Origin of the sequence: Pasteurella canis (assembly GCF_020810675.1) — a bacterium.
In the GTDB taxonomy this organism is placed as follows: Bacteria; Pseudomonadota; Gammaproteobacteria; order Enterobacterales; family Pasteurellaceae; genus Pasteurella; species Pasteurella canis.
This window is the reverse complement of record NZ_CP085871.1, coordinates 2094423-2118843: the sequence shown is the minus strand read 5'-3', so window position 1 is coordinate 2118843 and position 24421 is coordinate 2094423. Positions and strand designations below refer to the sequence as shown.

Annotated in this window: 22 protein-coding genes; 14 read left to right on the top strand and 8 right to left on the bottom strand. The window is 36.3% G+C overall.

The window, feature by feature from the left end:
• Positions 1–6: 6 nt before the first annotated feature.
• The 11 genes from K7G93_RS09925 to hemB all read left to right on the top strand — a co-directional run bounded on the left by K7G93_RS09925 (position 7) and on the right by hemB (position 12461).
• Positions 7–1506 carry a tripartite tricarboxylate transporter permease gene (locus K7G93_RS09925; protein ID WP_160531085.1) on the top strand — a complete coding sequence of 500 codons (1500 nt, stop codon included), beginning with the start codon at positions 7–9 and terminating at the stop codon, positions 1504–1506.
• Between the two features lie 9 nt (positions 1507–1515).
• On the top strand, positions 1516–2877 hold the full coding sequence (locus K7G93_RS09920) for a sulfatase family protein (protein ID WP_226690342.1): 1362 nt from the start codon (positions 1516–1518) through the stop codon (positions 2875–2877).
• Positions 2878–3080: 203 nt separating this feature from the next.
• A complete protein-coding gene (locus K7G93_RS09915) occupies positions 3081–5030 on the top strand; it encodes an LTA synthase family protein (protein ID WP_226690341.1) in 1950 nt (649 codons plus the stop codon).
• Positions 5031–5205: 175 nt separating this feature from the next.
• A complete protein-coding gene (nhaA, locus tag K7G93_RS09910; RefSeq protein WP_049214688.1) occupies positions 5206–6390 on the top strand; it encodes a Na+/H+ antiporter NhaA in 1185 nt (394 codons plus the stop codon).
• A gap of 316 nt (positions 6391–6706) precedes the next feature.
• Positions 6707–7510 carry a bifunctional demethylmenaquinone methyltransferase/2-methoxy-6-polyprenyl-1,4-benzoquinol methylase UbiE gene (gene ubiE / locus K7G93_RS09905; RefSeq protein WP_226690340.1) on the top strand — a complete coding sequence of 268 codons (804 nt, stop codon included), beginning with the start codon at positions 6707–6709 and terminating at the stop codon, positions 7508–7510.
• Positions 7511–7522: 12 nt separating this feature from the next.
• The gene (locus K7G93_RS09900) at positions 7523–8164 is read left to right on the top strand and encodes a ubiquinone biosynthesis accessory factor UbiJ (RefSeq protein ID WP_226690339.1); all 642 of its coding nucleotides are present in this window, start codon (positions 7523–7525) and stop codon (positions 8162–8164) included.
• Between the two features lie 3 nt (positions 8165–8167).
• Positions 8168–9751 carry a ubiquinone biosynthesis regulatory protein kinase UbiB gene (gene ubiB / locus K7G93_RS09895; RefSeq protein WP_160531083.1) on the top strand — a complete coding sequence of 528 codons (1584 nt, stop codon included), beginning with the start codon at positions 8168–8170 and terminating at the stop codon, positions 9749–9751.
• A 106-nt stretch (positions 9752–9857) separates the two neighbouring features.
• A complete protein-coding gene (gene tatA / locus K7G93_RS09890) occupies positions 9858–10082 on the top strand; it encodes a Sec-independent protein translocase subunit TatA (RefSeq protein ID WP_049214692.1) in 225 nt (74 codons plus the stop codon).
• On the top strand, positions 10082–10645 hold the full coding sequence (gene tatB, locus K7G93_RS09885) for a Sec-independent protein translocase protein TatB (RefSeq protein ID WP_226690338.1): 564 nt from the start codon (positions 10082–10084) through the stop codon (positions 10643–10645). Before tatA ends, tatB begins: the two co-directional genes overlap by 1 nt.
• The gene (tatC, locus tag K7G93_RS09880; RefSeq protein ID WP_115323488.1) at positions 10645–11391 is read left to right on the top strand and encodes a twin-arginine translocase subunit TatC; all 747 of its coding nucleotides are present in this window, start codon (positions 10645–10647) and stop codon (positions 11389–11391) included. Before tatB ends, tatC begins: the two co-directional genes overlap by 1 nt.
• Positions 11392–11435: 44 nt before the next feature.
• Positions 11436–12461: a porphobilinogen synthase gene (gene hemB, locus K7G93_RS09875; protein WP_115323487.1), complete on the top strand. Its 1026-nt coding sequence runs from the start codon at positions 11436–11438 to the stop codon at positions 12459–12461.
• Positions 12462–12541: 80 nt separating this feature from the next.
• On the opposite strand, the gene cysK is transcribed toward hemB, so the two are convergent.
• Positions 12542–13492: a cysteine synthase A gene (gene cysK, locus K7G93_RS09870; protein ID WP_049214696.1), complete on the bottom strand. Its 951-nt coding sequence runs from the start codon at positions 13490–13492 to the stop codon at positions 12542–12544.
• A gap of 112 nt (positions 13493–13604) precedes the next feature.
• Positions 13605–14420: a sulfate transporter CysZ gene (cysZ, locus tag K7G93_RS09865; RefSeq protein ID WP_226690337.1), complete on the bottom strand. Its 816-nt coding sequence runs from the start codon at positions 14418–14420 to the stop codon at positions 13605–13607.
• Between the two features lie 323 nt (positions 14421–14743).
• On the opposite strand from cysZ, the gene zipA reads away from it, so the two are divergent.
• On the top strand, positions 14744–15778 hold the full coding sequence (zipA, locus tag K7G93_RS09860) for a cell division protein ZipA (protein WP_226690336.1): 1035 nt from the start codon (positions 14744–14746) through the stop codon (positions 15776–15778).
• A 313-nt stretch (positions 15779–16091) separates the two neighbouring features.
• Here zipA and brnQ read toward each other — a convergent pair whose 3' ends face one another.
• Positions 16092–17399: a branched-chain amino acid transport system II carrier protein gene (brnQ, locus tag K7G93_RS09855; RefSeq protein WP_226690335.1), complete on the bottom strand. Its 1308-nt coding sequence runs from the start codon at positions 17397–17399 to the stop codon at positions 16092–16094.
• A gap of 307 nt (positions 17400–17706) precedes the next feature.
• Here brnQ and pyrG point away from each other — a divergent pair, with 307 nt between their 5' ends.
• Both pyrG and eno read left to right on the top strand, forming a co-directional pair.
• Positions 17707–19335 (top strand): glutamine hydrolyzing CTP synthase, encoded by a 1629-nt coding sequence (gene pyrG, locus K7G93_RS09850; protein WP_115323484.1) that lies wholly within the window; start codon positions 17707–17709, stop codon positions 19333–19335.
• A 307-nt stretch (positions 19336–19642) separates the two neighbouring features.
• On the top strand, positions 19643–20944 hold the full coding sequence (gene eno / locus K7G93_RS09845) for a phosphopyruvate hydratase (RefSeq protein ID WP_115323483.1): 1302 nt from the start codon (positions 19643–19645) through the stop codon (positions 20942–20944).
• 188 nt (positions 20945–21132) lie between these two features.
• On the opposite strand, the gene K7G93_RS09840 is transcribed toward eno, so the two are convergent.
• The 5 genes from K7G93_RS09840 to K7G93_RS09820 form a co-directional block, all read right to left on the bottom strand.
• Positions 21133–21675: an RICIN domain-containing protein gene (locus K7G93_RS09840; RefSeq protein WP_115323482.1), complete on the bottom strand. Its 543-nt coding sequence runs from the start codon at positions 21673–21675 to the stop codon at positions 21133–21135.
• Positions 21676–21685: 10 nt separating this feature from the next.
• Positions 21686–22528: a cytolethal distending toxin subunit B family protein gene (locus K7G93_RS09835; RefSeq protein WP_226690334.1), complete on the bottom strand. Its 843-nt coding sequence runs from the start codon at positions 22526–22528 to the stop codon at positions 21686–21688.
• A gap of 15 nt (positions 22529–22543) precedes the next feature.
• A complete protein-coding gene (locus K7G93_RS09830; protein WP_226690333.1) occupies positions 22544–23299 on the bottom strand; it encodes a cytolethal distending toxin subunit A/C in 756 nt (251 codons plus the stop codon).
• Positions 23300–23431: 132 nt separating this feature from the next.
• The gene (gene ruvX, locus K7G93_RS09825) at positions 23432–23863 is read right to left on the bottom strand and encodes a Holliday junction resolvase RuvX (protein WP_226690332.1); all 432 of its coding nucleotides are present in this window, start codon (positions 23861–23863) and stop codon (positions 23432–23434) included.
• A complete protein-coding gene (locus K7G93_RS09820) occupies positions 23863–24420 on the bottom strand; it encodes a YqgE/AlgH family protein (RefSeq protein WP_115323611.1) in 558 nt (185 codons plus the stop codon). The genes ruvX and K7G93_RS09820 overlap by 1 nt, the downstream gene beginning before the upstream one ends.
• Between the last annotated feature and the right edge of the window lies 1 nt (position 24421).

Sequence of the window (24421 nt, the reverse complement as noted above, 5' to 3'; positions counted from 1 at the left end):
GTACTTATGTTTGATCAAATGATAGCGGGATTTAACGAATTCTTTAATTGGGGAAGTTTCCTCTATATTAATCTAGGTTTATTTCTTGGCATTGTTTTCGGTTCTGTACCGGGACTCACTGTCATGCTTTGTTTAGTTCTTTTCTTACCAGTCACATACACACTGAATGCGATCCATTCTTTTATGTTTCTGTTAGGTATTTACTGTGCTGGAAGTTATGGTGGCTCAATTTCTGCAATTTTAATTAAAACTCCAGGCACACCTCATGCTGCCGCAACTATGTTAGATGGGCATCCTCTTGCCAAACGAGGGATGGCACAAAAAGCACTTAATGTCGCACTTTATGCTTCTTTCTTTGGTGGAATAGTCAGTTCATTAGTCCTCCTCTTTCTCGCCCCTGAAGTTGCCAAAATAGCCTTAAAAATGGGCTCGCCAGAATATTTCCTCATTTGTGCATTTGGACTCACGATCATCGCAGGAGTCAGTGGAGAAAGTTTAATAAAAGGGATTATATCTGGCTGCTTAGGACTATTTCTTTCTTTTGTTGGAATGGATTTAATTAGCGGCAGTACAATGCGATTTGCCTTTGAAAACATCAACTTATATAGTGGATTCGACTTAGTTGTTGTATTAATAGGATTATTTGCTCTCATTGAAATCGTGAATAAGGGCAGAGATTTAAAAAGTCAACATACTAAACATATAGAGGCCCCTAAGCTTGATAAAGGTACCGTGTCAAAAAGCGAATGGCTACGCTTACCAAAACCACTTACGATAGGATCATTATCAGGTATTCTTGTCGGCATTATTCCAGGTACAGGTGCCTCTATTGCTTCATTCCTCAGTTATGACTTTTCTCGCAAAGTTTCTAAAAAACCCGAAGAATTTGGTCAAGGCTCTGTAGAAGGTATTGCGGCAGCAGAATGTGCTAATAATGCGATTACAGGCACCGCACTTGTTCCATTACTAACACTCGGTATACCTGGCGATGCCGCCGTTGCATTAATGCTCGGTGCTTTAATGATTAACGGATTAACTCCTGGACCAAATTTATTCCAAAATCATGGTCCTGCCGTCTATGCTATTATGATAGGACTCATTTTTGTCAATATTTTCATGTTAATACAAGGAAAATACCTGCTTAAGTTTTTTGCAAAAGTCGTTAAGATTCCACAGCAAATTCTTATTCCTATTATTGCAGTATTCTGTTTTGCAGGCGCTTATTCACTAAAAGAATCAATGTTCGATGTAGGAACTGCAGTTGTATTTGGTGTTATCGCATACATTATGGATAAACTAGGTTTCTCTGCTGTCCCAACATTACTTGGATTAGTACTTGGTGCATTAACTGAAAAAAATCTGCGTCGCGCTTTACTGATATCTGATGGTGACTGGAGTATTTTTATTGAAAGACCATTTTCACTGGCATTCTGTCTATTAATTTTAGCGACTATCGTCAGTATTGTATTCAATAATTACAAAAAGGCGAAAAAGTCTAATCAATAAGGAAATATCATGAATAAACCTAATATTATTTTTTATTTTACTGACCAACAACGCTGGGATACCGTAGGCACTTATGGGCAACCTCTTGATATCACTCCAACTTTAGATAAATTAGCTGAAGACGGGGTTGTTTTCGAGGAAGCTTATTCATCTCAACCTGTATGTGGACCATGCCGTTCTATTTTTCAAACAGGTTTATATCCAACAGAAACGGGCTGTTTCCGCAATAACATCGCACTACCTGCAAACGTAAAAACACTTGCTGATTACTTCAATGAAAATAATTATGATACTGCTTATATTGGTAAATGGCATTTAGCTAGCGATGGTGAGTTAGAAGAGGAGCCTACTATTGATTACACAATATCAGCTATTCCACCAGAACGTCGTGGTGGTTATAAAGGTTTCTGGCGTGCATCAGATGTTTTAGAATTTACATCACATGGTTACGATGGCTATGTATTCGATGAGAATATGAATAAATGTGAATTTAAAGGTTATCGAGTGGATTGTATCACTGACTTTGCACTGGAATATCTTGACCAATATCAAGGCGAGAAGCCTTTCTTCATGACTATTTCACATATTGAACCCCATCACCAAAATGATCATCATCGTTACGAAGGACCACATGGTTCAAAGGTTCGCTTCAAAGATTTTGAATTACCAAAAGACTTAGCTGAACTACAAGGTAATGCTGAAGAAATGTATCCTGATTACTTAGGATGTTGCCGTAGTTTAGATGATAATCTTGCTCGTCTCGTCGATAAACTGAAAGAAAAAAATCTGTATGACAATACGATTATTGTCTTTGCATCCGATCATGGTTCACATTTTATGACTCGTAATACAGATGAAAACTTAAATGGTTATGATGATTATAAACGTTCTTGCCATTCTTCTGCACTACATGTTCCTCTTGTCATTATAGGAGGGGCATTTAAAGGAGGAAAACGAGTAAAAGATCTTGTCAGCACCGCGAGTTTACCAAAAACGTTTCTTGCTATGGCAGGTATTGATGTCGGTGATGCTATGATTGGTGAAAACCTACAGGATGTAGTAGAAAATAAAATTCCAAACCGTGTTAATGAAGTATTCGCTCAAATCAGTGAGAGTCGTGTAGGACGTTGTATACGTACAGAAAAATACCTCTACAGTGTTTTTGCACCCAACAAACATGGAGGACAGCATGCAAGTAGCGATGTTTATCAAGAAGACTTCCTCTATGATTTGGAGAAAGATCCTTATGAATTAAATAACTTAGTGCGTGATCCTAATTATGAGCCAGTGAGAATTGAGCTGCGTGAAAAACTTTGCCAACATATGGAAAAAGCAAAAGAAACACGTCCTACAATTTTACCTGCTAGTTAAGATGTAAATCACTATCACTCTCTGTTCTCATCTAACATGCATGATAATAGAGAGTGATTTTTTATTAAAACAAATTAACTAAAAAAGATAACTTAATAGGGTGTTTTCACAACCTTAATGAAAATAGAATGAGAATAAAGAAATTATTTTTTAAAAGTACTGTCTAATCTCTATTAATTCTTATTTTCAATTAGGCTACTAATATGTGTTCAAATTCTGCAAAAAACAACCGCGCTTTACTCTTCCCTATTTTCTTTTTCATTGCCATTAACTTACTTATTTTCAGCTTATCTCGCTTAGGACTTGCCTTATGGCAAGCGGATCGAGTTAACGCAGTAGATGGCTGGTTAACATTATTTTTACAAGGTATTCGTATTGATATCGTTTCTCTTTGCTATTTATTTGGTGTACCTGCCTTACTCACGGTATTACTTTATCATCACAACTCACTTGGATATATTTGGCAAAAAATACTCAGAGTTTGGCTTACTTTTGGCAGTGTTTTTATTCTTTTTATGGAAATTGCAACACCTGCTTTTATTGAAACCTACGACTTCCGTCCTAATCGCTTATTCATAGAATATTTAATTTATCCTAAAGAAGTATTTAGTATGTTAATGGAAGGTCATTTACTCGCTATGCTCCTTACATTAACGATCACAACAATTGCAACCCTTATTTACTGGAAATTAGCAGGATGGGCAGTACAACGTCTTTATTCACCAAGTTGGAAATTCCGACCATTTATTGCATTGCTAGTGATAGCTATTTCTTTTATTGGCGCAAGATCGACTTTTGCTCATAGAGGCATCAATCCAGCAATGGTTGCGTTTTCCTCAGATGCTTTAGTCAATTCGTTAGTTCTAAATTCAGGCTATTCCGTCATTTACGCGGCTCAACAATTTAAAGATGAAGATAATTCATCTGCCCTTTATGGAAAGATGGATATAGAAGAAATGTTACATATCGTCAAACAAAGTCGAGGAAGACCTGAAAGTGATTATATTTCATCACAAATCCCTACTCTAACGACAAACCAAGCGACCTATCAAGGTAAACCTAAAAATATTGTGATTATTTTAGAAGAAAGTCTCGGTGCACAATTTATTGGTAGTTTAGGGGGATTACCGCTTTCCCCCGAATTTGACAAACTTGCGCAAGAAGGCTGGTTATTTGAAAATTTATACGCTACGGGCACACGTTCAGTGCGAGGTATTGAAGCAATCACGGCTGGATTCACCCCCACACCAGCTCGAGCTGTGGTAAAACTGAGTAATAGCCAACATGGATTTTTTACAATTGCAGAATTATTATCAAAACAAGGATATCACACGTCTTTTATTTATGGTGGAGAAAAACATTTTGATAATATGGCAAGCTTCTTTTATGGTAATGGTTTCCAAGAAATCATAGATGAAAAAGATTATGTCAATCCAAAATTCCAAGCGACGTGGGGAATGAGTGATGAAGATCTGTTTGATAAAGCACATGAGACTTTCACAAAGCTACACAATGAAGGCAAGCCTTTTTTTAGTTTAGTATTTAGCTCAAGTAACCATGATCCTTTTGAGTTTCCAGACGGTAAAATAGAACTTTATGAGCAACCAAAGCAAACACGCAAAAATGCAGCCAAATATGCAGACTATGCGATAGGTCATTTTTTCCGTCTCGCCAAACCATCTAACTATTGGCAAGATACTTTGTTCTTAGTTATTGCAGACCATGACTCACGCGTTGGTGGCGCTGCATTAGTGCCAATTAAACATTTCCATATTCCTGCTTTATTCATTGGCGAAGGCATTGAAACAAAACGTGATCCTCGTTTAGTCAGCCAAATTGATATGCCAACAACACTACTTTCACTTGCTGGTATTAGTGGAAATTACCCAATGATTGGCTATGACTTAACAAAAGATGTCAATCCAAATCGAGCTTTCATGCAATATGATCAAACGCAAGCGATGATGAAAGGTTCAGATGTTGTGATTTTAACACCTAAAACAGAACCTAGAGGCTACCACTATGATCGCCACACAGCTGAATTCACCGAGAAATCTCTTCCTGATGAACTAAAAAAAGAAGCATTAGCTCATGCATTATTAGGTAGTTATTTATATAAGAATCGGTTATATAAATCGGAAGATAAAAAATAACTTAAAATAGGAACAATCTTACTTATTACGAACTTAAAAGATTGAATTATGTACAAAAAATTAAAATAAATGGATAAAATTACAAATAATCAGGCAATTGCAGGTTATTTTATTTCATTTTTCAGCACAAAAAGTGATATAAATAACAAGATTACAAATAAAACAAGAGGGAAAAATGTTAACACCAATCCATAATTTTTTAAAACAAGAAGCCGCGGGAGGCATTTTACTTTTTATCTTTGCAACATTAGCGATTATTTTAGCTAATACGCCTTTAAGCGATCTTTATTTTAGTTTTTTACAAACTCCTGTCAGTGTACAAATAGGCACCTTCATTATTAATAAGCCATTACTTATGTGGGTAAACGATGGTTTAATGGCAATCTTCTTCATGTTAGTTGGAATGGAAGTTAAACGTGAGTTACTAGAGGGATCATTATCAAGCTACCAACGTGCAATTTTCCCAGCCATTGCTGCTATTGGCGGAATGGTTATTCCAGCAGTTATTTTTGTTTTATTCAATTCAGGGCATCCAGAATATCAAGAAGGTTGGGCTATCCCAATGGCAACAGATATTGCCTTTGCTTTAGGTGTAGTCGCGTTATTAGGTAAACGCGTTCCTTTAGCACTGAAAATTTTCTTACTTGCGTTAGCAATTATTGATGACTTAGGCGCAATCGTTGTGATCGCCCTATTCTTCTCTCATGATTTAAGTCCACAGGCATTTCTCTTTGCTGGTATTGCTGTCGCTATCCTCATTACAATGAATCGTTTAAAAATCACTGCTCTGTCTGCTTATGGCATTGTAGGCATCATCCTTTGGGCATCCGTATTAAAGTCAGGCGTACATGCTACATTAGCAGGTGTTATCATCGGCTTTTGTATTCCGCTTAATGGTAAAAAAGGTGAGCGTCCATTAGATGACTTTGAGCATACCCTTTCACCTTGGAGTGCTTTTGCTATTTTACCATTATTCGCTTTCTGTAATGCTGGTGTTTCCCTACTAGGTATGGGCATAGATAATCTGACATCAACATTACCTGTGGGCATTGCACTAGGCCTTTTAGTAGGTAAACCATTAGGAATTTTCTCATTCTGTTTTATTGCGGTAAAACTTGGTATTGCGAAACTCTCAGAAGGTATTAACTTTAAGCAAATTTTTGCAGTTTCCGTACTCTGTGGTATTGGTTTCACAATGTCAATGTTCCTTGCAGGGCTAGCGTTTGGCGGTGAAACAAGTAATGAAAATGTCACTGCATTAGCCCGCCTAGGTATTCTGATGGGCTCAGGTCTGTCTGCACTTTTAGGCTATTTCTTATTAAAATTATGTACTAAGAATACTTCTGAAGCAGAAGTCTAGTTCAACACTTTATTTAATTACTATCGCCGCCATAAAAAAGTCTTATGGCGGCTTATTCTCCCAAACTTTCACTTATAACATCAAAATTTCTTCTTTCAGGAAAATTTAACTCTATATAAGCTAACTTTAGGCTATCTCAAACAATATTTTTCGTTAAAAAAACGCTCATAATGTCATTATTAGAACTATTGTAGTAAATTCGTAAATGAAATGTTACATACTCTAATACGATGTGCATAGAGAATAGAAAAAGAGCGGCATTATCTGCTATTTTTTGCTATCCTTAGAACAATTTTCAGTTCTATGGACAATATTTATGACAAACCAAACAAATCTAGAACAAGATCAGTCGCGTCAACAACCACAATTCGATAGCAATGAAGAAACGACCCATTTTGGGTTTAAAACTGTTGCAAAATCAGAAAAACAAAAAATGGTCGCAAATGTCTTTCATTCTGTTGCAGGTAAATACGATCTGATGAATGACTTACTCTCTTTCGGTATTCATCGTGTCTGGAAACGCTTTACGATCGATTGTAGTGGTGTTCGCAAAGGCCATAAAGTCTTAGATCTGGCAGGTGGTACAGGTGATTTTACTGCAAAATTCTCACGTATAGTGGGGGACACTGGGGAAGTCATACTCGCTGATATTAATGACTCGATGTTACGCGTTGGACGTGAAAAACTACGTAATCTCGGCGTAGTTGGTAACGTGAATTATGTTCAAGCTAATGCTGAAGCTCTTCCCTTCCCTGACAATACATTTGATTGTGTCATCATCAGCTTTGGTTTACGTAATGTAACAGATAAAGACAAAGCACTACGTTCCATGTTTCGCGTATTAAAACCAGGTGGTCGCTTATTAGTCCTCGAATTTTCAAAACCAATCTTGGATCCATTGAGCAAAATTTATAATTTTTATTCTTTCAATATTCTACCTAAAATTGGCGAAGTTGTAGTAAATGATGGTGAGAGTTATCGCTACTTAGCAGAGTCTATTCGAATGCATCCTGAACAAGATATACTCAAACAAATGATGACTGAGGCCGGTTTTGAACAAGTAAATTATTATAATCTAAGTGCTGGAATTGTTGCCTTACATCGAGGCTATAAATTTTAATCTGGAGGATGAATGACGTTTTTACAACAACTCATGCTACCGCAACTGATTAATGGCACATTAGAAAGTGTATTAAACCACTTTATCCAACATACCACCCAATGTGAGCCTTATTTGCGCAAGCTTAATAACAAAGTATTACAAGTCAAATTACAAAAATTAGAATTACCTATCTATTTCCTCTTCTCATTACAACGGATCGATTTACTCAATCAGTATGAGGGAGAAAGCGATTGTACAATTAATATTGCACCAAGTTTACTCCTACATTTACCCAAGAAATCTCAACTCAGCCAATTTATCAATGATAAATCAATTTTGTTGCAAGGTGATTTACAAGTATTACAAGACTTCGTTGCACTCATTGAATTTTTAGAAAAGGATCCCGCTGAATTGTTATCACGCTATATTGGTGATGTCCCAGCACAAAGTACGGTAGATTTTTTTAAAAAATTACACCAAATCATGCAACATAAACTATCACAAAGCCAACAATTTTGGAGCGAGCGTTTAACAGAAGAGTGGCAAGTTGTCTCGCCAAGTTTAGCAATTGCCGATTTTTGTGACCAAGTTAACACGTTAGAAAAAGACACCATACTTTTAGAGCAAAAAATTAACAAGCTCTATGTACAAAACGCACAGAAAAATGGATAAATAATGCACTTAAATGACATCAAACACTTATATAAAATCATCAAAACTTTCTTAAGTTATGGTATTGATGAGGCATTACCACAAAATCACTACACTCGTCCCATTCGTTGTTGGCGCAAAAGCTTATTTTGGCTACGCAATCAACACCAAGAAAAATCCTTTGGATTACGTTTACGCCTAGCACTACAAGAGCTCGGCCCAGTCTGGATTAAATTAGGACAGATGCTCTCTACCCGCCGTGATTTATTCCCTGCTGAAATTGCTGATGAACTGGCTTTATTACAAGATCAAGTTGAAGCTTTTGATGGCAAAATTGCACGTGTTCAAATTGAACAAGCACTAGGCGCACCATTAGAAACTTGGTTTGAGCATTTCGATGAAAATGCGTTAGCCTCTGCATCAATTGCACAAGTTCATACTGCGAAATTTAAACAAAACGGACCGCACTTAAATACGCATATCGCAGGCAAAGAAGTCGTACTCAAAGTACTACGACCTCATATTCAACAAATGATCGACTCTGATCTTAGCTTGATGTATAAGCTCGCGAGTTGGATCCCTCGTTTAAATGCCGAAGGACATCGCTTGCGTCCAGTCGAAGTGGTACGAGAATATGAAAAGACATTACGCGATGAACTCGATTTACGACGTGAAATGGCAAATGCAATTCAACTACGAGCAAATTTTGAAAATAGTCCTATGTTATATATACCAGAAATGTATCAACAATTCTGCCATAAAAATGTGATTGTTATGGAACGTATTTATGGCATCCCTGTGTCAAATATTGCTGAATTGCAAGCAAATGGGACAAATATGAAACTGCTTGCTGAACGCGGTGTCCAAGTCTTCTTCACCCAAGTTTTTCGGGATAGTTTCTTCCACGCAGATATGCATCCTGGTAATATTTTTGTTAATCCAAATCATCCAGAAAACCCGCAATATATCGGTATTGATTGTGGTATCGTCGGGCGCTTAAATGACCATGACAAACGCTATTTAGCAGAAAGTTTTGTGGCTTTTTTTAACCGTGATTACCGTCGTGTAGCACAAATGCATGTTGAATCAGGCTGGACACCTAAAGACACCAACATTGATCATTTCGAACAAGCATTTCGTGAAGTATGTGAGCCTATCTTTGCTAAGCCTCTGTCAGAAATATCTTTCGGACATGTACTATTAAACCTATTCAATGTTGCGCGAGAATATAATATGGAGGTTCAGCCACAATTAGTACTGTTACAAAAAACTTTGTTATATATTGAAGGGTTAGGCAGACAACTTTACCCACAACTTGATTTATGGGACACTGCCAAACCTTTTTTACAAAAATGGTTAGATGAGCAAATGGGAGTTAAAGCTTTTGCAAAGTCAGTCAGACAAAAGCTACCTTATTGGCGTGAGCATGTTGTTGATCTTCCTGAAAATATCATGGAGGCATTACAACAACAAAAAATTATCGCCAAACAGTTAACCTCAATTAACCAAACGTTAATGCGAAAACAACAAAACAGTCGATTAAAATTCTTTTTACTCGGTTTAAGTTGTGGCATAGCATTTTGGCTACTTACAACTATATTGAGCTAATCAAACTCAACAAAATATAAAATAATGTGAATTGACTATTGTTCAAAAGCGCTAAAACCGCTATATTCACGAACGGTTATTTTTTAAAACAAAAGAAGGAAAAAATATGGGTGGCATTAGTATTTGGCAACTGCTTATCGTTGTCGCGATCGTCGTTTTATTGTTTGGCACAAAAAAATTAAGAACTCTTGGTTCTGATTTAGGCGAATCTGTAAAAGGTTTCAAAAAAGCAATGGCGGATGAACCAAAAGATGCAGAATTCAAATCTTTAAAAGACGAAAGTGAAACTGCGACAAATACAGAAAAAGTAAAAGATAAAGAACAAGTATAATGTTTGACATTGGTTTTTCTGAACTCTTTCTGATTCTTATAATAGGCTTAGTTGTACTTGGTCCTAAACGTATGCCTGTTGCAATTCGAACAGTGATGGGGTGGGTTGCAACTATCCGTGGTTTAGCGTCAAATGTGCAAAATGAACTTAAACAAGAGCTCAAATTGCAAGAATTACAAGAAAGCATAAAAAAGGCGGAAGAATTTAATTTAAAACAACTCTCACCTGATTTAAGCCAAACGGTCGAAGATCTAAAAGCTTCTGCTGAAAAAATGCGTGTAGAACTGGAACGAAAAGCAGCAGAAACGAATACGACAATTGAAGAACAAATCAAACAAATGAAAACAGTGGCAGAGCAATCAATACTATCTTCAGAACCAAACAATATTGAGTCTGCAGAAAAGGAACAATTTGCTGAGCTCTCTCCAGCAGAGCAAGCAGAGTTAGCTGAAGAACATGATGAAATGGCACATATTCAACAGTACTATACCGATGATTATGATGCGCCTATACTTGCAACTGAACTTAAACCTCAAACTGAAATTCAAGATAAGAAAATATAATGAGCGTTGAAGAATCTCAGCCCCTAATTAGCCATTTAATGGAATTACGTGATCGTTTATTACGATCTATTATCTTTGTGGCGGTCGTATTTTGTGGGTTAGTTTATTTTGCTAATGATATTTATAACTTTGTTGCCTCACCATTGGTCGATGTGTTGCCATCTGGTGCCAGCATGATAGCAACTAATATTGCAACACCTTTTTTTACTCCAATAAAATTAACAGCCGTTGTTGCAGTCTTTATTTCTGTACCCTATTTGTTATATCAACTGTGGGCATTTGTTGCGCCCGCTTTATATCAACATGAAAAGCGTCTTATTTATCCACTCCTATTTTCTAGTACATTGTTATTTTATTTAGGTGTGGCTTTTGCTTATTATATAGTCTTTCCATTAGTATTCGGCTTTTTAACAAAAACGGCCCCTGCGGGTGTTGCTATTGCAACAGATATCAGTAGTTACTTAGATTTTGTATTGACAATTTTTCTTGCTTTTGGTGTTTGTTTTGAAGTCCCTATCGCTATCATTTTGCTTTGTTGGACAGGTGTCACTACTCCAGAGGATTTAAAAGTAAAACGCCCATATATTATTGTAGCTGCATTTGTTATTGGTATGCTACTTACACCACCAGATATTTTTTCACAAACTCTACTTGCTATACCAATGTGGTTGCTGTTTGAGCTAGGTGTTATTTTTGCACGTTTTTACCGTCCAAAAGATGAAACTGAAGATCAATCAATAAATTAGCAAAGGGGCAAACAGCCCCTTTTTCTCATCAGTAAGGAATAAATATGACTAAACAAATTTTTACAGGCTTCCCACAACGCCGATTACGTCGTATGCGTAAACAAGAATTTAGTCGCCGCTTGATGGCAGAAAATAAATTAACTGCTGATGATCTCATCTATCCAGTGTTTATTCTTGAAGGTGAGAATTATCGTGAACCAGTCTCCTCTATGCCAGGCGTTGAACGATTAACTATTGACCAACTTTTGCTTGAAGCTGACTTTTTAGTCAAATATGGCGTTCCTGTTATCGCTCTTTTTCCCGTTATTGAGCAAACTAAAAAATCCTTAATGGCAGAAGAGGCTTACAATCCAAATGGATTAGTACAACGCGCAGTAAAAGCTTTAAAAGCCAAATATCCAACACAACTAGGCGTGTTAACTGATATCGCACTTGATCCTTATACTGTTCATGGTCAAGACGGTATTATTGATGAAAATGGTTATGTACTAAATGACATCACTAGCGATATATTAGTTAAGCAAGCACTTTCTCATGCCCAAGCTGGCGCAGATATTGTTGCACCAAGTGATATGATGGATGGAAGAATTGGAAAAATTCGTCATTCACTCGAAGATAATGGTTTCACTAATACACTAATCATGGCATATTCTGCTAAATATGCCTCTCACTACTATGGACCATTCCGTGATGCAGTCGGCTCAGCAGCTAACCTAAAAGGCAGCGATAAAAAAACGTATCAACTCGATCCTGCTAATAGCGATGAAGGACTACAAGAAGTTGCTTTAGACTTACAAGAAGGCGCTGATATGGTGATGGTGAAGCCTGGTATGCCATATTTAGATTTAGTTTACCGTGTAAAAACACATTTTGGCGTACCAACTTTTGCTTATCAAGTATCTGGGGAATACGCTATGCACCAAGCAGCAATCCAAAATGGATGGCTAAAAGAAAAAGAATGTATCATGGAGTCATTACTTTGCTTCAAACGTGCAGGTGCCGATGGAATCTTAACTTACTATGCAAAACAAGTTGCAGAATGGCTCTATTTAGAACATCAGAATAAATAGATTCAAGTATTTCGACTAAAAAAGAGCGGCTAAATTTTGTTAAACTTCGACCGCTCTTATCATGATAGGATAATATTAAATCAGCTCTCTATCCCTTCAAATAGTGCTGTACTTAAATAACGCTCTGAAGCAGATGGAAGAATAACAACAATCAATTTATCTTTAAATTCAGGTAATTTAGCTAAACGATCTGCTGCCGCAACTGCTGCACCAGAAGAAATGCCTCCTAAAATCCCTTCTTCTGCCATTAAACGACGCGCAGTGGCAATAGCTTCATCACTACTCACCGTTTCAACTAAATCAATTAAAGAAAGATCTAGGTTTTTAGGAATAAAGCCTGCTCCAATGCCTTGAATCTTATGTGGACCAGGTTGTAAGCTCTCACCTGCTAACGCCTGAGTAATGATAGGTGATTCTTTAGGCTCAACTGCAACAGATAAAATTTGTTTACCTTGTTCTAATTTAATATAACGACTAGTACCTGTAATTGTCCCACCAGTGCCGACACCTGCAACTAATACATCAATTTTACCTTCAGTATCACGCCAAATCTCTGGTCCTGTTGTTTGTTGATGAACTGCTGGATTAGCAGGATTCTCGAACTGTTTTAACATGATATAACGCTGAGGCTCAGAGGCGACAATTTCTTCAGCTTTTTCAATTGCACCTTTCATTCCTTTAGAGCCCTCAGTGAGTACTAAATTTACACCTAAACTACGCAATAAACGCTTACGTTCTGTACTCATCGTTTCTGGCATAGTCAATGTGAGCTTATAACCACGTGCGGCAGCCACATAAGCTAATGCTATTCCTGTATTACCACTAGTTGCATCAACAATTTCTTTCTCTTTTGTAAGTAACCCATCTTTTTCTGCTTGCCATACCATATTCGCACCAATACGGCACTTGACACTAAAACTTGGATTTCGTCCCTCAATTTTAACAACAATATTGCCATTTTGACCAAAATGTTTTAGTCGTACTAATGGGGTATTACCTATAGAATAAGAATTATCTGCATAAATAGTCATTTTATTTTCCTTTTAGATTCAATCCATTGCAAATTACATGTTAAGTAAGTTATTTCTAACATAAGTTAACTTCTAGAAAAAATAGTCATTTGCTATATTTTATAACTAAATACTATTTTACGATTTCTGAACTAGCCTGACTTAAAGCTCTCACTGTATTCGTTGGTAATATTTGTTTATGCAATCCTAAATGCTCACGAAAGTTATCAACCCACATAGCTGTAGCACCACAAACAGCCACAGGAATAACGACTAAATTCACTAATGGAATAAATGTACACAACATAACTAAACCACCAAACGTTAAACTTAATGTCCGCTTAGTAGCAAGCTCTTCTTTCATCACAAAAAAAGGGACTTTATGATTATCAAATGAGTAGTCACAATACTGTATAGCCATCATCCAAGCTGTAAAAGCTGTGGTTATCACAGGAATAATACTTTGTCCTAAAAAAGGAATAAGTCCTAATAAAAACAAAACGATCAGCTTAGGTAAACTATACGTTAGCTTTTGCCATTCACGTGCGAGCATGCGAGGAATATCTTTGAGAAAATCCCAGATACTTCCTTCAATAACAACCTCACCAGTAAGCATTTTTTCTACTTTTTCAGCCAATAAGCCATTAAATGGTGCAGCAATAAAACCTGATAGTGCTGTGAAAATAAAATAGAAGAAAATTAAAATCATCAAAATAGATAAAACTAGCAAAATCGAACTCAGCCAGCTTAACCATTCTGGAATGTAACTTATTACGCTATCAATCATACGCTCAATTTGCGTAATGAATAGCCAAAATAGACCTGTTAGTAATACAACATTTAACAAAATTGGCATCACGACAAAACGACGCAGCCCCTTTTGAGTAATTAAATGCCACCCCATCATAAAATAATGGAACCCTTGTTTAACTTCAGATTGTTGTAACATTATTGCTCCCCGTAAATACACAAAGCAGTTAGGATACAAAGTGCGCTTTAAAAAATCAATTTTCTCATGCTTCTTAGTCGATACAAATATCACACTATAGTGAAGATTTAAAATAGTCCTTTAATATCCTATAAATAGCTCATCACATTCTTCAGAATACAAAATACATCTTGCTCTTCACCTTATTTTCACATCCTCGCTATAACTAGATAATCTGTTTATTTTTAGATGAAAATATCCAGATAACAAATGTTAAACAAGCTTTAGAAAATATGATAAGCTTATGCGGATTTTATCCCTTTAATAATGGCGAGGAATGGGTAATGGATTTAAATACAATTTTAATTATTTTAGGTATTATCGCTTTAATTATCTTAGTGGTACATGGGCTATGGGCAAACCGTCGTGAAAAATCACAATACTTTAAAAATGCCAATACCTTTACTCGGGATTCTCGTTTAAGAGAACCGCCCGCACATGTCCAAGCACCTAATACATCAGAAATAAGTGCTACAGAGTCAAACACAACTGTATCTGTTCAATCTCCTTCGCCAGAGACACAAACTTATAATCTATCTACCCAAACAGCACCAGAGCCACAACAGCATACTTTTACTTTTGAAGCAGAACAGCAACTTGTACATGAACAACAAGCTGTTGAACAAGCTCTTGAAAACATTAAAATCAGTCTACCAAATACAGAACAACCTATTTATCAAGCGAGTATTGAACCTGTTTCCCAAACACATTCACCTGTTTTAACGACTATTGCAGAGGCTGAAAGCTATGCTGATCAAGAAGATGGCATTGATACTCACTCTGATGAATTACGCCAACAATTAGCTGAGTTAGCACAACAATCGCCTTCTGTCACGCTTGCATCATTACGAGAAGAAAGTGAAATCGCAGAGGAAAAACGACATGAGGCGAAAAAAATCGAATCTAACGCAGAGATAAACGAACAATCATCTTTTATAATGATGTATGTTGTTGCACCTGAAAATTATTTATTTCAGGGTGCAAAATTAGCAAAAATTCTTGATGAATTAGGATTTTTATTTGGTGAACATAACATTTACCATCGTCATTCTGATTTAAGTGTAAATAGCCCAGTCTTGTTTAGTGTTGCGAATATCCAACAACCAGGTACTTTTGATTATAATATGTATGATTTTTCAACTGTTGGGATTGCACTATTTATGCAACTTCCTTCTGAGGGAAATGACTTGATGAATCTGCGTATGATGATTCGTGCAGCAAAAAGTATCGCAGAAGAACTAGAGGGATTCGTATTAACTGATAAACAAGAAATATTCGATGAGCAAGCAGAAAAAGCTTATTTAGCACGAGTGAAATAAGCACGAAATGTGCTAAAAGTAACTTCTCTTTACTTCATCAGACATAATAAAAAGGAGTAAATTTGATAAAATATCAAATTTACTCCTTTTTAATTTTCCACTTTATATTCATGATATTCATGGTCATCATGAATAACTGTTTAAATTATTTCATTATTCACTTACAAACTCAGGTCATTTCGGTGTTACTGTGACTAAAATGTAGTGAAACTATTAATTCTGCTTAGCATTTAATCAGAATAAAAAATCTGCACTCAAATTAACAGTGAAACTTTAAAGTGCAGATTATGACTCTTATCAAAAAGAAATTATTTTAAACAGCCTTATTTAATGGTTGATTAGCTCTCACTTTTGCAATAATCAAACCAATCACACAGCCTAAAATAGCAAATGGTAGCCATTCCATAGAATAAGCTTTTAACGGTAAATTGTCGATTAATGGAGATCCCATCACAGAAAGAATAGAAATAATGGCTACAAGTACAATTGACAAACCTTTAGCTAATTTTGGTAATGGCATTACTAAATTAACTAATAATAACAACATGGCTGTCATAGAAATCGGATAAAGCACAAGTAATACTGGTACCGACTTACTAATCACTGCATTTAATCCTTGATTAGCTAGACCAAAACCAATTAATGTAAATAAGATAGCATAATTACGATAAGAAATTCTTGGGAAAATACTATTAAAATAAGATGACGTCGCAACAACTAAACCAATTGCAGTGGTTAAACAAGCAAGAGTTACGATCAATCCAAGTAAGCTCCGACCTAAAGCACCAAAAGATTGAGTTGTAGATTCATTTAAAATAAATACCCCTAAGTTTTGCCCTTTCTCAGATACTTCAGCCAGAGTCTGTGTGCTTAGAGGCATATTGTTACCAATCCAACCAATCGCAATATAGATAAAAGCAAGTGCCATGGCTGCAACAATACTTGCTAATGTTGCTTGCTTAATAAAGCTACTGTTTTTATCACTTTTCGCTCGAATTGCATTCATAACAACAACAGAAAAAGCAAAAGAGGCTAATACATCCATTGTTTGATAACCTTCAATAAAACCTGTTACTAATGGATTATTCATACCTGTTGAAGTATTTATATATTCTCCTCCCATTAAAATAGTTGCCATACGAACAACAAGAGCAATAATAGCGATTAACAGTACTGGTGTTAAAATAGCACCGATACGATCAACCATTTTGGTTGGGTTTAAACTAACCCATAATGTGATACCAAAATAAACGAGGGTGAATAGAAATAACGCAACAGTGTCAGCCCCACCAATAAAAGGAATCACTGCCATATCAAATGCTGTGGCTGCTGTACGAGGAATAGCAAAAAAAGGACCAATCGTTAAATAAATTGCACCTAATAATAAGATGGAAATCCAAGGATGAATATCTTCTAACGCTTTTTTATATCCACCTTCATAACGAGTTGCAACTAAAATACCCAATAATGGAAGCCCTACTCCTGTTGTTACAAAACCCAAAATAGCAGGCCAAAACCCTAAGCCACTTTCAAACCCTAACTTAGGTGGAAAAATTAAGTTCCCTGCACCAAAAAAGATGGCAAATAACATAAAGCCAACTATAAATGTGTTTTTGTTCATATAAAACCTCAAACGTATAAAAAAGAAAAGCCTTTTAATCTATATAGAATATAAAAACTTTCGATTATACTATAAAAAATAGCCACAACCTATAAAATACACTAAAATATATATACTTAAATTATCTCAAATATTTGAACATACTCTAGATAAGCAGTAAAAATAAGATGTTTATTCTATTTCCTCAAACAACAACTTAAGAGAAAACACATTACAACGATTGAGTTAATGTAGCCTTTACTGTAAACTACTCTCCCGTCTTGATTACTCATTCAATCTATTTTCCATCTCAACAATTAGGTTTCATATGGCTACAAATTATATTTTTGTAACGGGTGGTGTTGTATCTTCCCTAGGTAAAGGTATTGCAGCGGCATCATTAGCAGCAATTTTAGAGGCTCGTGGTTTAAATGTAACCATGCTAAAACTAGATCCTTATATTAATGTGGATCCAGGTACAATGAGTCCCACTCAACATGGTGAAGTCTTCGTTACTCAAGACGGTGCAGAAACAGATTTAGACTTAGGCCACTACGAGCGTTTTATTCGTACAAAAATGACAAAGCGTAATAACTTTACGACAGGGAAAATTTACTCTGAAGTATTACGGAAAGAACGTCGTGGCGATTATCTAGGTGCAACAATTCAAGTTATTCCACATATTACTAATGAAATTAAATCCCGTGTTATTGAAGGCGCAGCGGGACATGATATTGCAATTGTTGAAGTTGGTGGGACTGTTGGTGATATCGAATCGTTACCCTTCTTAGAAGCTTTGCGTCAATTAGCAGTGCAAGTAGGACGTGAACGCACTTTATTTATGCATTTAACACTCGTCCCATATATCCCAACTGCTGGTGAGGTTAAAACGAAACCAACGCAACATTCTGTAAAAGAACTGTTATCTATTGGCATTCAACCCGATGTATTAGTTTGTCGCTCAGATCGAATGATCCCACCAAATGAACGAGCTAAAATTGCTTTATTTTGTAATGTGCCAGAAAGAGCCGTCATTTCATTAAAAGATGTTAATTCAATTTATCAAATTCCTGCATTATTAAAATCGCAAGGTTTAGATGACTTCATCTGCCAACGTTTCCATTTCGATTGTCCTGAAGCGGATCTTTCTGAATGGGAACAAGTCTTATATCAAGAAGCTAACCCAACAGGTGATGTTACTATTGGGATGGTCGGCAAATATACTGAATTGCCTGATGCATATAAATCTGTCAACGAAGCTTTAAAACATGCTGGCCTTAAGAATCGTTTAAACGTGAATATCAAATATATTGATTCACAAGATGTCGAAACAAAAGGTACAGAAGTCTTATCGGGTGTCGATGGAATTTTAGTACCAGGTGGTTTTGGCCATCGTGGTGTAGAGGGGAAAATCCTAACCGCGAAATATGCACGAGAAAATAATGTACCTTATTTGGGCATTTGCTTAGGTATGCAAGTCGCTTACATTGAGTACGCACGGAATGTCGCAGGTTTGGCTGATGCAAACTCAACTGAATTTGACCGCACTTGTCACTATCCTGTCGTGGGTTTAATTACAGAATGGCAAGATGCAGAGGGCAATATTGAAACACGTTCAGATACTTCTGATTTAGGTGGAACAATGCGTTTAGGCGCCCAGCAATGTCATCTAATTGAGGGTAGCAAAGCATATGAGCTTTATGGCACAGAAACCATTGAAGAACGCCACCGTCACCGCTATGAAGTAAACAATGTATTACGTCCACAAATCGAAAAGGCAGGTTTAAAAATTACTGGCCTATCAGCGGATAAGAAATTAGTGGAAATTATTGAAGTGCCAAATCATCCTTGGTTTATTGCATGTCAATTCCACCCAGAATTTACATCAACACCTCGTGATGGTCATCCATTATTCGCAGGGTTTATTAAAGCTGCAAAAGAAAATCAAAAAAAATAGATTTTTATATACTATAAAATTAACCCTACAAATTTTTGTAGGGTTTTTTATGTAATAAAAGATCATTTCATCAGATGGATTCCTAACCGTTTATTTTATAAAAAATACAGGTGATAACTACTAGCTTCTTACTATATGAGCTGATTTCAGCATAAACATTTAAATTATGTTTTGCTTATTCTTTTTCAAATAAAAAACTAGATGTAAATCAATTAATCCGCATTTTCCAGAAGACAAACGAAATGAATTATTTTAAGATAAGAAATATTCGTTTTAATTTAATTTTCATTTAAAGAGGAAAATCAAAATGGCAAAAATCGTTAAAGTGATTGGTCGTGAAATCATCGATTCTCGTGGTAATCCAACTGTCGAAGCTGAAGTACATTTAGAAGGTGGTTTTGTTGGTCTTGCAGCTGCACCATCTGGCGCGTCAACAGGCTCACGCGAAGCATTAGAATTACGTGACGGTGATAAAGCACGTTTCTTAGGTAAAGGTGTATTAAAAGCTGTTTCAGCAGTTAACAATGAAATTGCGCAAGCTATCGTTGGGAAAGATGCATCAAACCAAGCTGAAATCGACCAAATCATGATCGATTTAGATGGCACAGATAACAAATCTAAATTTGGTGCAAATGCAATCTTAGCAGTTTCACTAGCAAACGCAAAAGCAGCAGCTGCCTCTAAAGGTTTACCTCTTTATGCTCACATTGCTGAATTAAACGGCACTCCAGGTCAATATTCTATGCCATTACCAATGATGAACATCATCAACGGTGGGGAACACGCAGACAACAACGTTGATATCCAAGAATTTATGATTCAACCAGTTGGTGCAAAAACATTAAAAGAAGCTCTTCGTATTGGTGCAGAAGTATTCCATAACCTTGCTAAAGTATTAAAAGGCAAAGGGTTAAGCACTGCTGTAGGTGACGAAGGTGGCTTCGCGCCTAACTTAGAGTCAAACGCTGCAGCACTTGCTTGTATCAAAGAAGCCGTTGAAAAAGCAGGTTATGTATTAGGTAAAGATGTAACTTTAGCGATGGACTGTGCATCATCTGAATTCTACAACAAAGAAAATGGTATGTATGAAATGAAAGGTGAAGGTAAATCATTCACTTCTCAAGAGTTCACCCACTATTTAGAAGAATTATGCAAAGAGTACCCAATCGTATCTATCGAAGATGGTCAAGATGAATCAGACTGGGAAGGTTTTGCATATCAAACTAAAGTATTAGGTGATAAAGTACAATTAGTAGGCGATGACTTATTCGTAACTAATACCAAAATCTTAAAAGAAGGTATCGAAAAAGGTATTGCAAATTCTATTTTGATCAAGTTTAACCAAATTGGCTCATTAACAGAAACATTAGCAGCAATCAAAATGGCTAAAGATGCAGGCTACACTGCTGTTATTTCACACCGTTCTGGTGAAACTGAAGATGCGACAATCGCAGATTTAGCAGTAGGTACTGCCGCTGGTCAAATTAAAACAGGTTCAATGAGCCGTTCAGATCGTATTGCAAAATATAACCAATTAATCCGTATTGAGGAAGCATTAGGCGATAAAGCACCTTTCTTGGGATTAAAAGCAGTTAAAGGTCAAGCATAATTTATTGCTAAGAAAATGATAAAAAATAACACCGCACTTTTCAGTGCGGTGTTTTTTTACTTACTTCAATCCACTTTCCTTGTGACTTGTTACTAAAAACAAAATGAAGTAAGCAAAACTGTTTAATGATACTCCCTTACTGAACACTTAAGTTGAAGAAATAAAGTCATATCAAAAATTTTATTCTACTATTTCTTTACAGGCGGTACTAAAATTTTACTTGGTCCAAAAGGTGGTAATAATCCCCATTGATAAGCTAATGAAAAAGATTGATCACGCACGGAGCGACCACATGGCTCAAGATTAAGATCAGCGAAATCTCGGCTTGTTAAACAAAATCCTAATATCACATCTTTAATGAGAAACGCACCTGTATTCGTCGGAATAAGGCTGAATACGGTATTATCTTTATCTGTACAATTCCTTACACCTTGGAAAGCAAAGCATTTCGCTGCACCAACTACTTTGAATTGAACTAATACTCCTCCATCCCGTAGTTTTTCATAAGCTGTACCTGTATAATCCACTAATTCCCAGTGTTTATTCAAAGGACTACTCTTTCCATAATGATCATTACTAATTGGTTCTCCCGTAAATAAACTACGCAAACTAATACGTGGAGGTGGTGATAACTCTACATCAGGATAAGTTGTCGGATCAGGATTAGACTCTGCATAACTTGGTAATGCAAATATCATACTTAATAGTAAACTCAATACATATTTTTTCATCATATCCACCTTAACGATCGCGAACAAAACTCACTGGAAAATGATCAGAGGTAATTTGTGAACGTAGCTGGTTTAACATTAAACTGGCACCAATACGCTCACGAGCTTGCTCCCTACGTGGTAGGTTTGCATCACGTAAGATCGCATAATCTAAAATATTACCAGAACGATGAGTTGGTTCTGTTGGTGCAATAATAATAGTATTTTCACTTACTGAAGGTTCTTGTCTTAAGGCAACCTCTAAGTTAACAGGTGCGCGATTAAAATCACCAACAACCATCCAACTATATCCTCGTCTTTCTGGTGTTTGATTAAAGGCGGTAAAAATATTACGAATTAAACTCACAGCATCAGAGCCACCTGTAGCTAAAGCATGTACTGTAAAAAAGACATCCGTACCAATACGAATCCCAATTGCTGGACGAGCTTGAAGCACTGAAGAATCTGAATGTACAACAAAAGCCTCATCTGCTTGACGACGAGATACTATAGCTAAATTTACTCTATTTGCGCCAACATCTAGACGAGAATAATAAATATAAACTGTATTTGGACGAGACGTTGTACCCAAATTCCAAGTATATTCATCGATCGGAGTTCCTCCATGCTGAATCACTCTAGAGGTTCTAACAGCGGTACTCGGCAAAGTACCCGCCTCTTGGACCATTAAAACATCAGCTCCCTGTTCACCCGATAATAACTGACGAACATTGATATTCCATTTACTTTCATTTGCGGCAGAAGACCCTTGTAAGTTCCAAGTCGCTACTTTGAAATCACTTAAATTAGCATAACTTGAAAAACTCACTAAGACAGTACAAAAAATGAGGCTTAATTGCTTTATCCATTGCATATTAACTCCTTAGTTTTAATTAATCGCAGTCGCATTTAATAGCGGGGGAGCTAGGTACCATGTTTGATCTCGTAATGGTGTTGTTGAACCATCACATTTTGATAAAGTGATAGTGGAATAATTTGTTGTACTGACTGGATTATAAGTAACACAATTTCCTTGCGCCGCGCTTTTGATCACAAATGCACCACTATCTGTCGGCAACAACTCAAACTCTTGAGCGAGTTTATTGAGATTACATGTATCATGAATAAGACCATTCTGATAAGCTTCTATACATGTACCTAAAGATTGGTTAACAAAACGAAAAAACTCTCGATGTTTAGCATGCTCCATTTTCCAATTACGAATCATGCCAAAATCTTGTGAATCTATATTGGCATATGCCCATAACCAATTACGTTTTGCCAAAGCCCACACTGTTAATACGGTACCATTTTGCCCCATAAGTGTCATAAAATTTGATGAATCTGATGGCGATACTAACGTATTCCCTCCTTTAGAACGAGGAGCAGGCTGAGTCAATCCACTCAATAATCTAGGTTCTGGTGTTTTTTCTTTCTGTTGTTCATCTGAATAAGATGAATGAAGTACATTAAATGGTGTTGAAGGTATATTTGAGAGTAACGGTTTAAATTGTATTGCTGTTGAAGATGGTGTAGCTAAATCAGTTTGAGTTTGAGATTCAGATTGAGGACAATTACACATCTGCTGATTAGATGAACAAGCTACTAGTCCCAACAATAAAAGACTAGGTAAGAACCTTTTCATTGCATCTCCTTATATTTATCCTTAAACTTAAAGGGGCGCAAATTTTATAATTTTTTTTGATAAAATCAACCAAAGTTAGATAAAATATAGACAAAAAGAAGCAATTTTCTTAAAGGTACGATGAGTTAAAGATTAATTTTTATTTAATCCATTATTTTCTTCAAACCAACTCTCTAAAATAAGGCAGGCTGAAATACTGTCGACTTTACTTTTATCTAATGCTCGATAACCTCCATACTCAAAGATTTCAGCCCTCGCTTGTACCGTGGTTAAACGCTCATCTTGTAATTCGACTCGAATACCAAATCGCCCATGTAAACGGTTAGCAAATTTTTTTGCCCTTAGCGTGAGATCTTGTTCTGAACCATCCATATTTAGGGGTAAACCTACAATAATAATATTAGGTTTCCACTCCATTAAACACTGTTCAACTTGTTGCCAATTAGGAATCCCATCTTTTGCTTTAAATGCAGGTAATGCTTGTGCTGTGCCAGTAATACTTTGCCCTACCGCACAACCAATACTTTTTGTACCAAAATCAAATGCAAGTGCAGTAATCGCCATTAGCAATGTCCCGCTTGATAGACTAAATTATGATGTCGAATACCTAATAACAAATTAGCCTCTAACCATCTTTCTTCGTAAGGTACGTCAAATAAAATACGATCATTAGCAGGGACAACTAACCAATCATTATTAGCAATCTCATTTTCTAACTGGTTTGGTGTCCAACTAGCACAACCCAAAGCCACTAAATATTTTTCAGGTGCATTTTGTGTACCAAAAGTATCGATAATATCAGCAGAAGTAGTGAGCGATAAATGATCTGTTACTTTATAACTATGTTTGAAATCTTGCCCAGCTTGAGTATGTAGAATAAAACCACGCTCAATATTGACAGGTCCTCCAGCTAACACTAAATCATCACCATAAGTGCGGTTAGTCTTCATCATAAAATTCATCTTGGCACAAAGTTCTGCAATACTGAGATCAGTGGGTTGGTTAAGAACTAACCCCATTGTACCCTGCTCATTATGCTCACAAATATAGACCACAGAATGAGAAAAATAATCGTCTTCCATTTGTGGCATAGCAATTAAAAAATGGTCTTGTAATTCCATC

Bases quoted from the DNA above. Each gene is read 5' to 3' on its own strand.
- K7G93_RS09925 (WP_160531085.1), top strand. From the start codon at position 7: ATGTTTGATCAAATGATAGCGGGATTTAACGAATTCTTTAATTGGGGA.
- K7G93_RS09920 (WP_226690342.1), top strand. From the start codon at position 1,516: ATGAATAAACCTAATATTATTTTTTATTTTACTGACCAACAACGCTGG.
- K7G93_RS09915 (WP_226690341.1), top strand. From the start codon at position 3,081: ATGTGTTCAAATTCTGCAAAAAACAACCGCGCTTTACTCTTCCCTATT.
- nhaA (WP_049214688.1), top strand. From the start codon at position 5,206: ATGTTAACACCAATCCATAATTTTTTAAAACAAGAAGCCGCGGGAGGC.
- ubiE (WP_226690340.1), top strand. From the start codon at position 6,707: ATGACAAACCAAACAAATCTAGAACAAGATCAGTCGCGTCAACAACCA.
- K7G93_RS09900 (WP_226690339.1), top strand. From the start codon at position 7,523: ATGACGTTTTTACAACAACTCATGCTACCGCAACTGATTAATGGCACA.
- ubiB (WP_160531083.1), top strand. From the start codon at position 8,168: ATGCACTTAAATGACATCAAACACTTATATAAAATCATCAAAACTTTC.
- tatA (WP_049214692.1), top strand. From the start codon at position 9,858: ATGGGTGGCATTAGTATTTGGCAACTGCTTATCGTTGTCGCGATCGTC.
- tatB (WP_226690338.1), top strand. From the start codon at position 10,082: ATGTTTGACATTGGTTTTTCTGAACTCTTTCTGATTCTTATAATAGGC.
- tatC (WP_115323488.1), top strand. From the start codon at position 10,645: ATGAGCGTTGAAGAATCTCAGCCCCTAATTAGCCATTTAATGGAATTA.
- hemB (WP_115323487.1), top strand. From the start codon at position 11,436: ATGACTAAACAAATTTTTACAGGCTTCCCACAACGCCGATTACGTCGT.
- cysK (WP_049214696.1), bottom strand. From the start codon at position 13,492: ATGACTATTTATGCAGATAATTCTTATTCTATAGGTAATACCCCATTA.
- cysZ (WP_226690337.1), bottom strand. From the start codon at position 14,420: ATGTTACAACAATCTGAAGTTAAACAAGGGTTCCATTATTTTATGATG.
- zipA (WP_226690336.1), top strand. From the start codon at position 14,744: ATGGATTTAAATACAATTTTAATTATTTTAGGTATTATCGCTTTAATT.
- brnQ (WP_226690335.1), bottom strand. From the start codon at position 17,399: ATGAACAAAAACACATTTATAGTTGGCTTTATGTTATTTGCCATCTTT.
- pyrG (WP_115323484.1), top strand. From the start codon at position 17,707: ATGGCTACAAATTATATTTTTGTAACGGGTGGTGTTGTATCTTCCCTA.
- eno (WP_115323483.1), top strand. From the start codon at position 19,643: ATGGCAAAAATCGTTAAAGTGATTGGTCGTGAAATCATCGATTCTCGT.
- K7G93_RS09840 (WP_115323482.1), bottom strand. From the start codon at position 21,675: ATGAAAAAATATGTATTGAGTTTACTATTAAGTATGATATTTGCATTA.
- K7G93_RS09835 (WP_226690334.1), bottom strand. From the start codon at position 22,528: ATGCAATGGATAAAGCAATTAAGCCTCATTTTTTGTACTGTCTTAGTG.
- K7G93_RS09830 (WP_226690333.1), bottom strand. From the start codon at position 23,299: ATGAAAAGGTTCTTACCTAGTCTTTTATTGTTGGGACTAGTAGCTTGT.
- ruvX (WP_226690332.1), bottom strand. From the start codon at position 23,863: ATGGCGATTACTGCACTTGCATTTGATTTTGGTACAAAAAGTATTGGT.
- K7G93_RS09820 (WP_115323611.1), bottom strand. From the start codon at position 24,420: ATGGAATTACAAGACCATTTTTTAATTGCTATGCCACAAATGGAAGAC.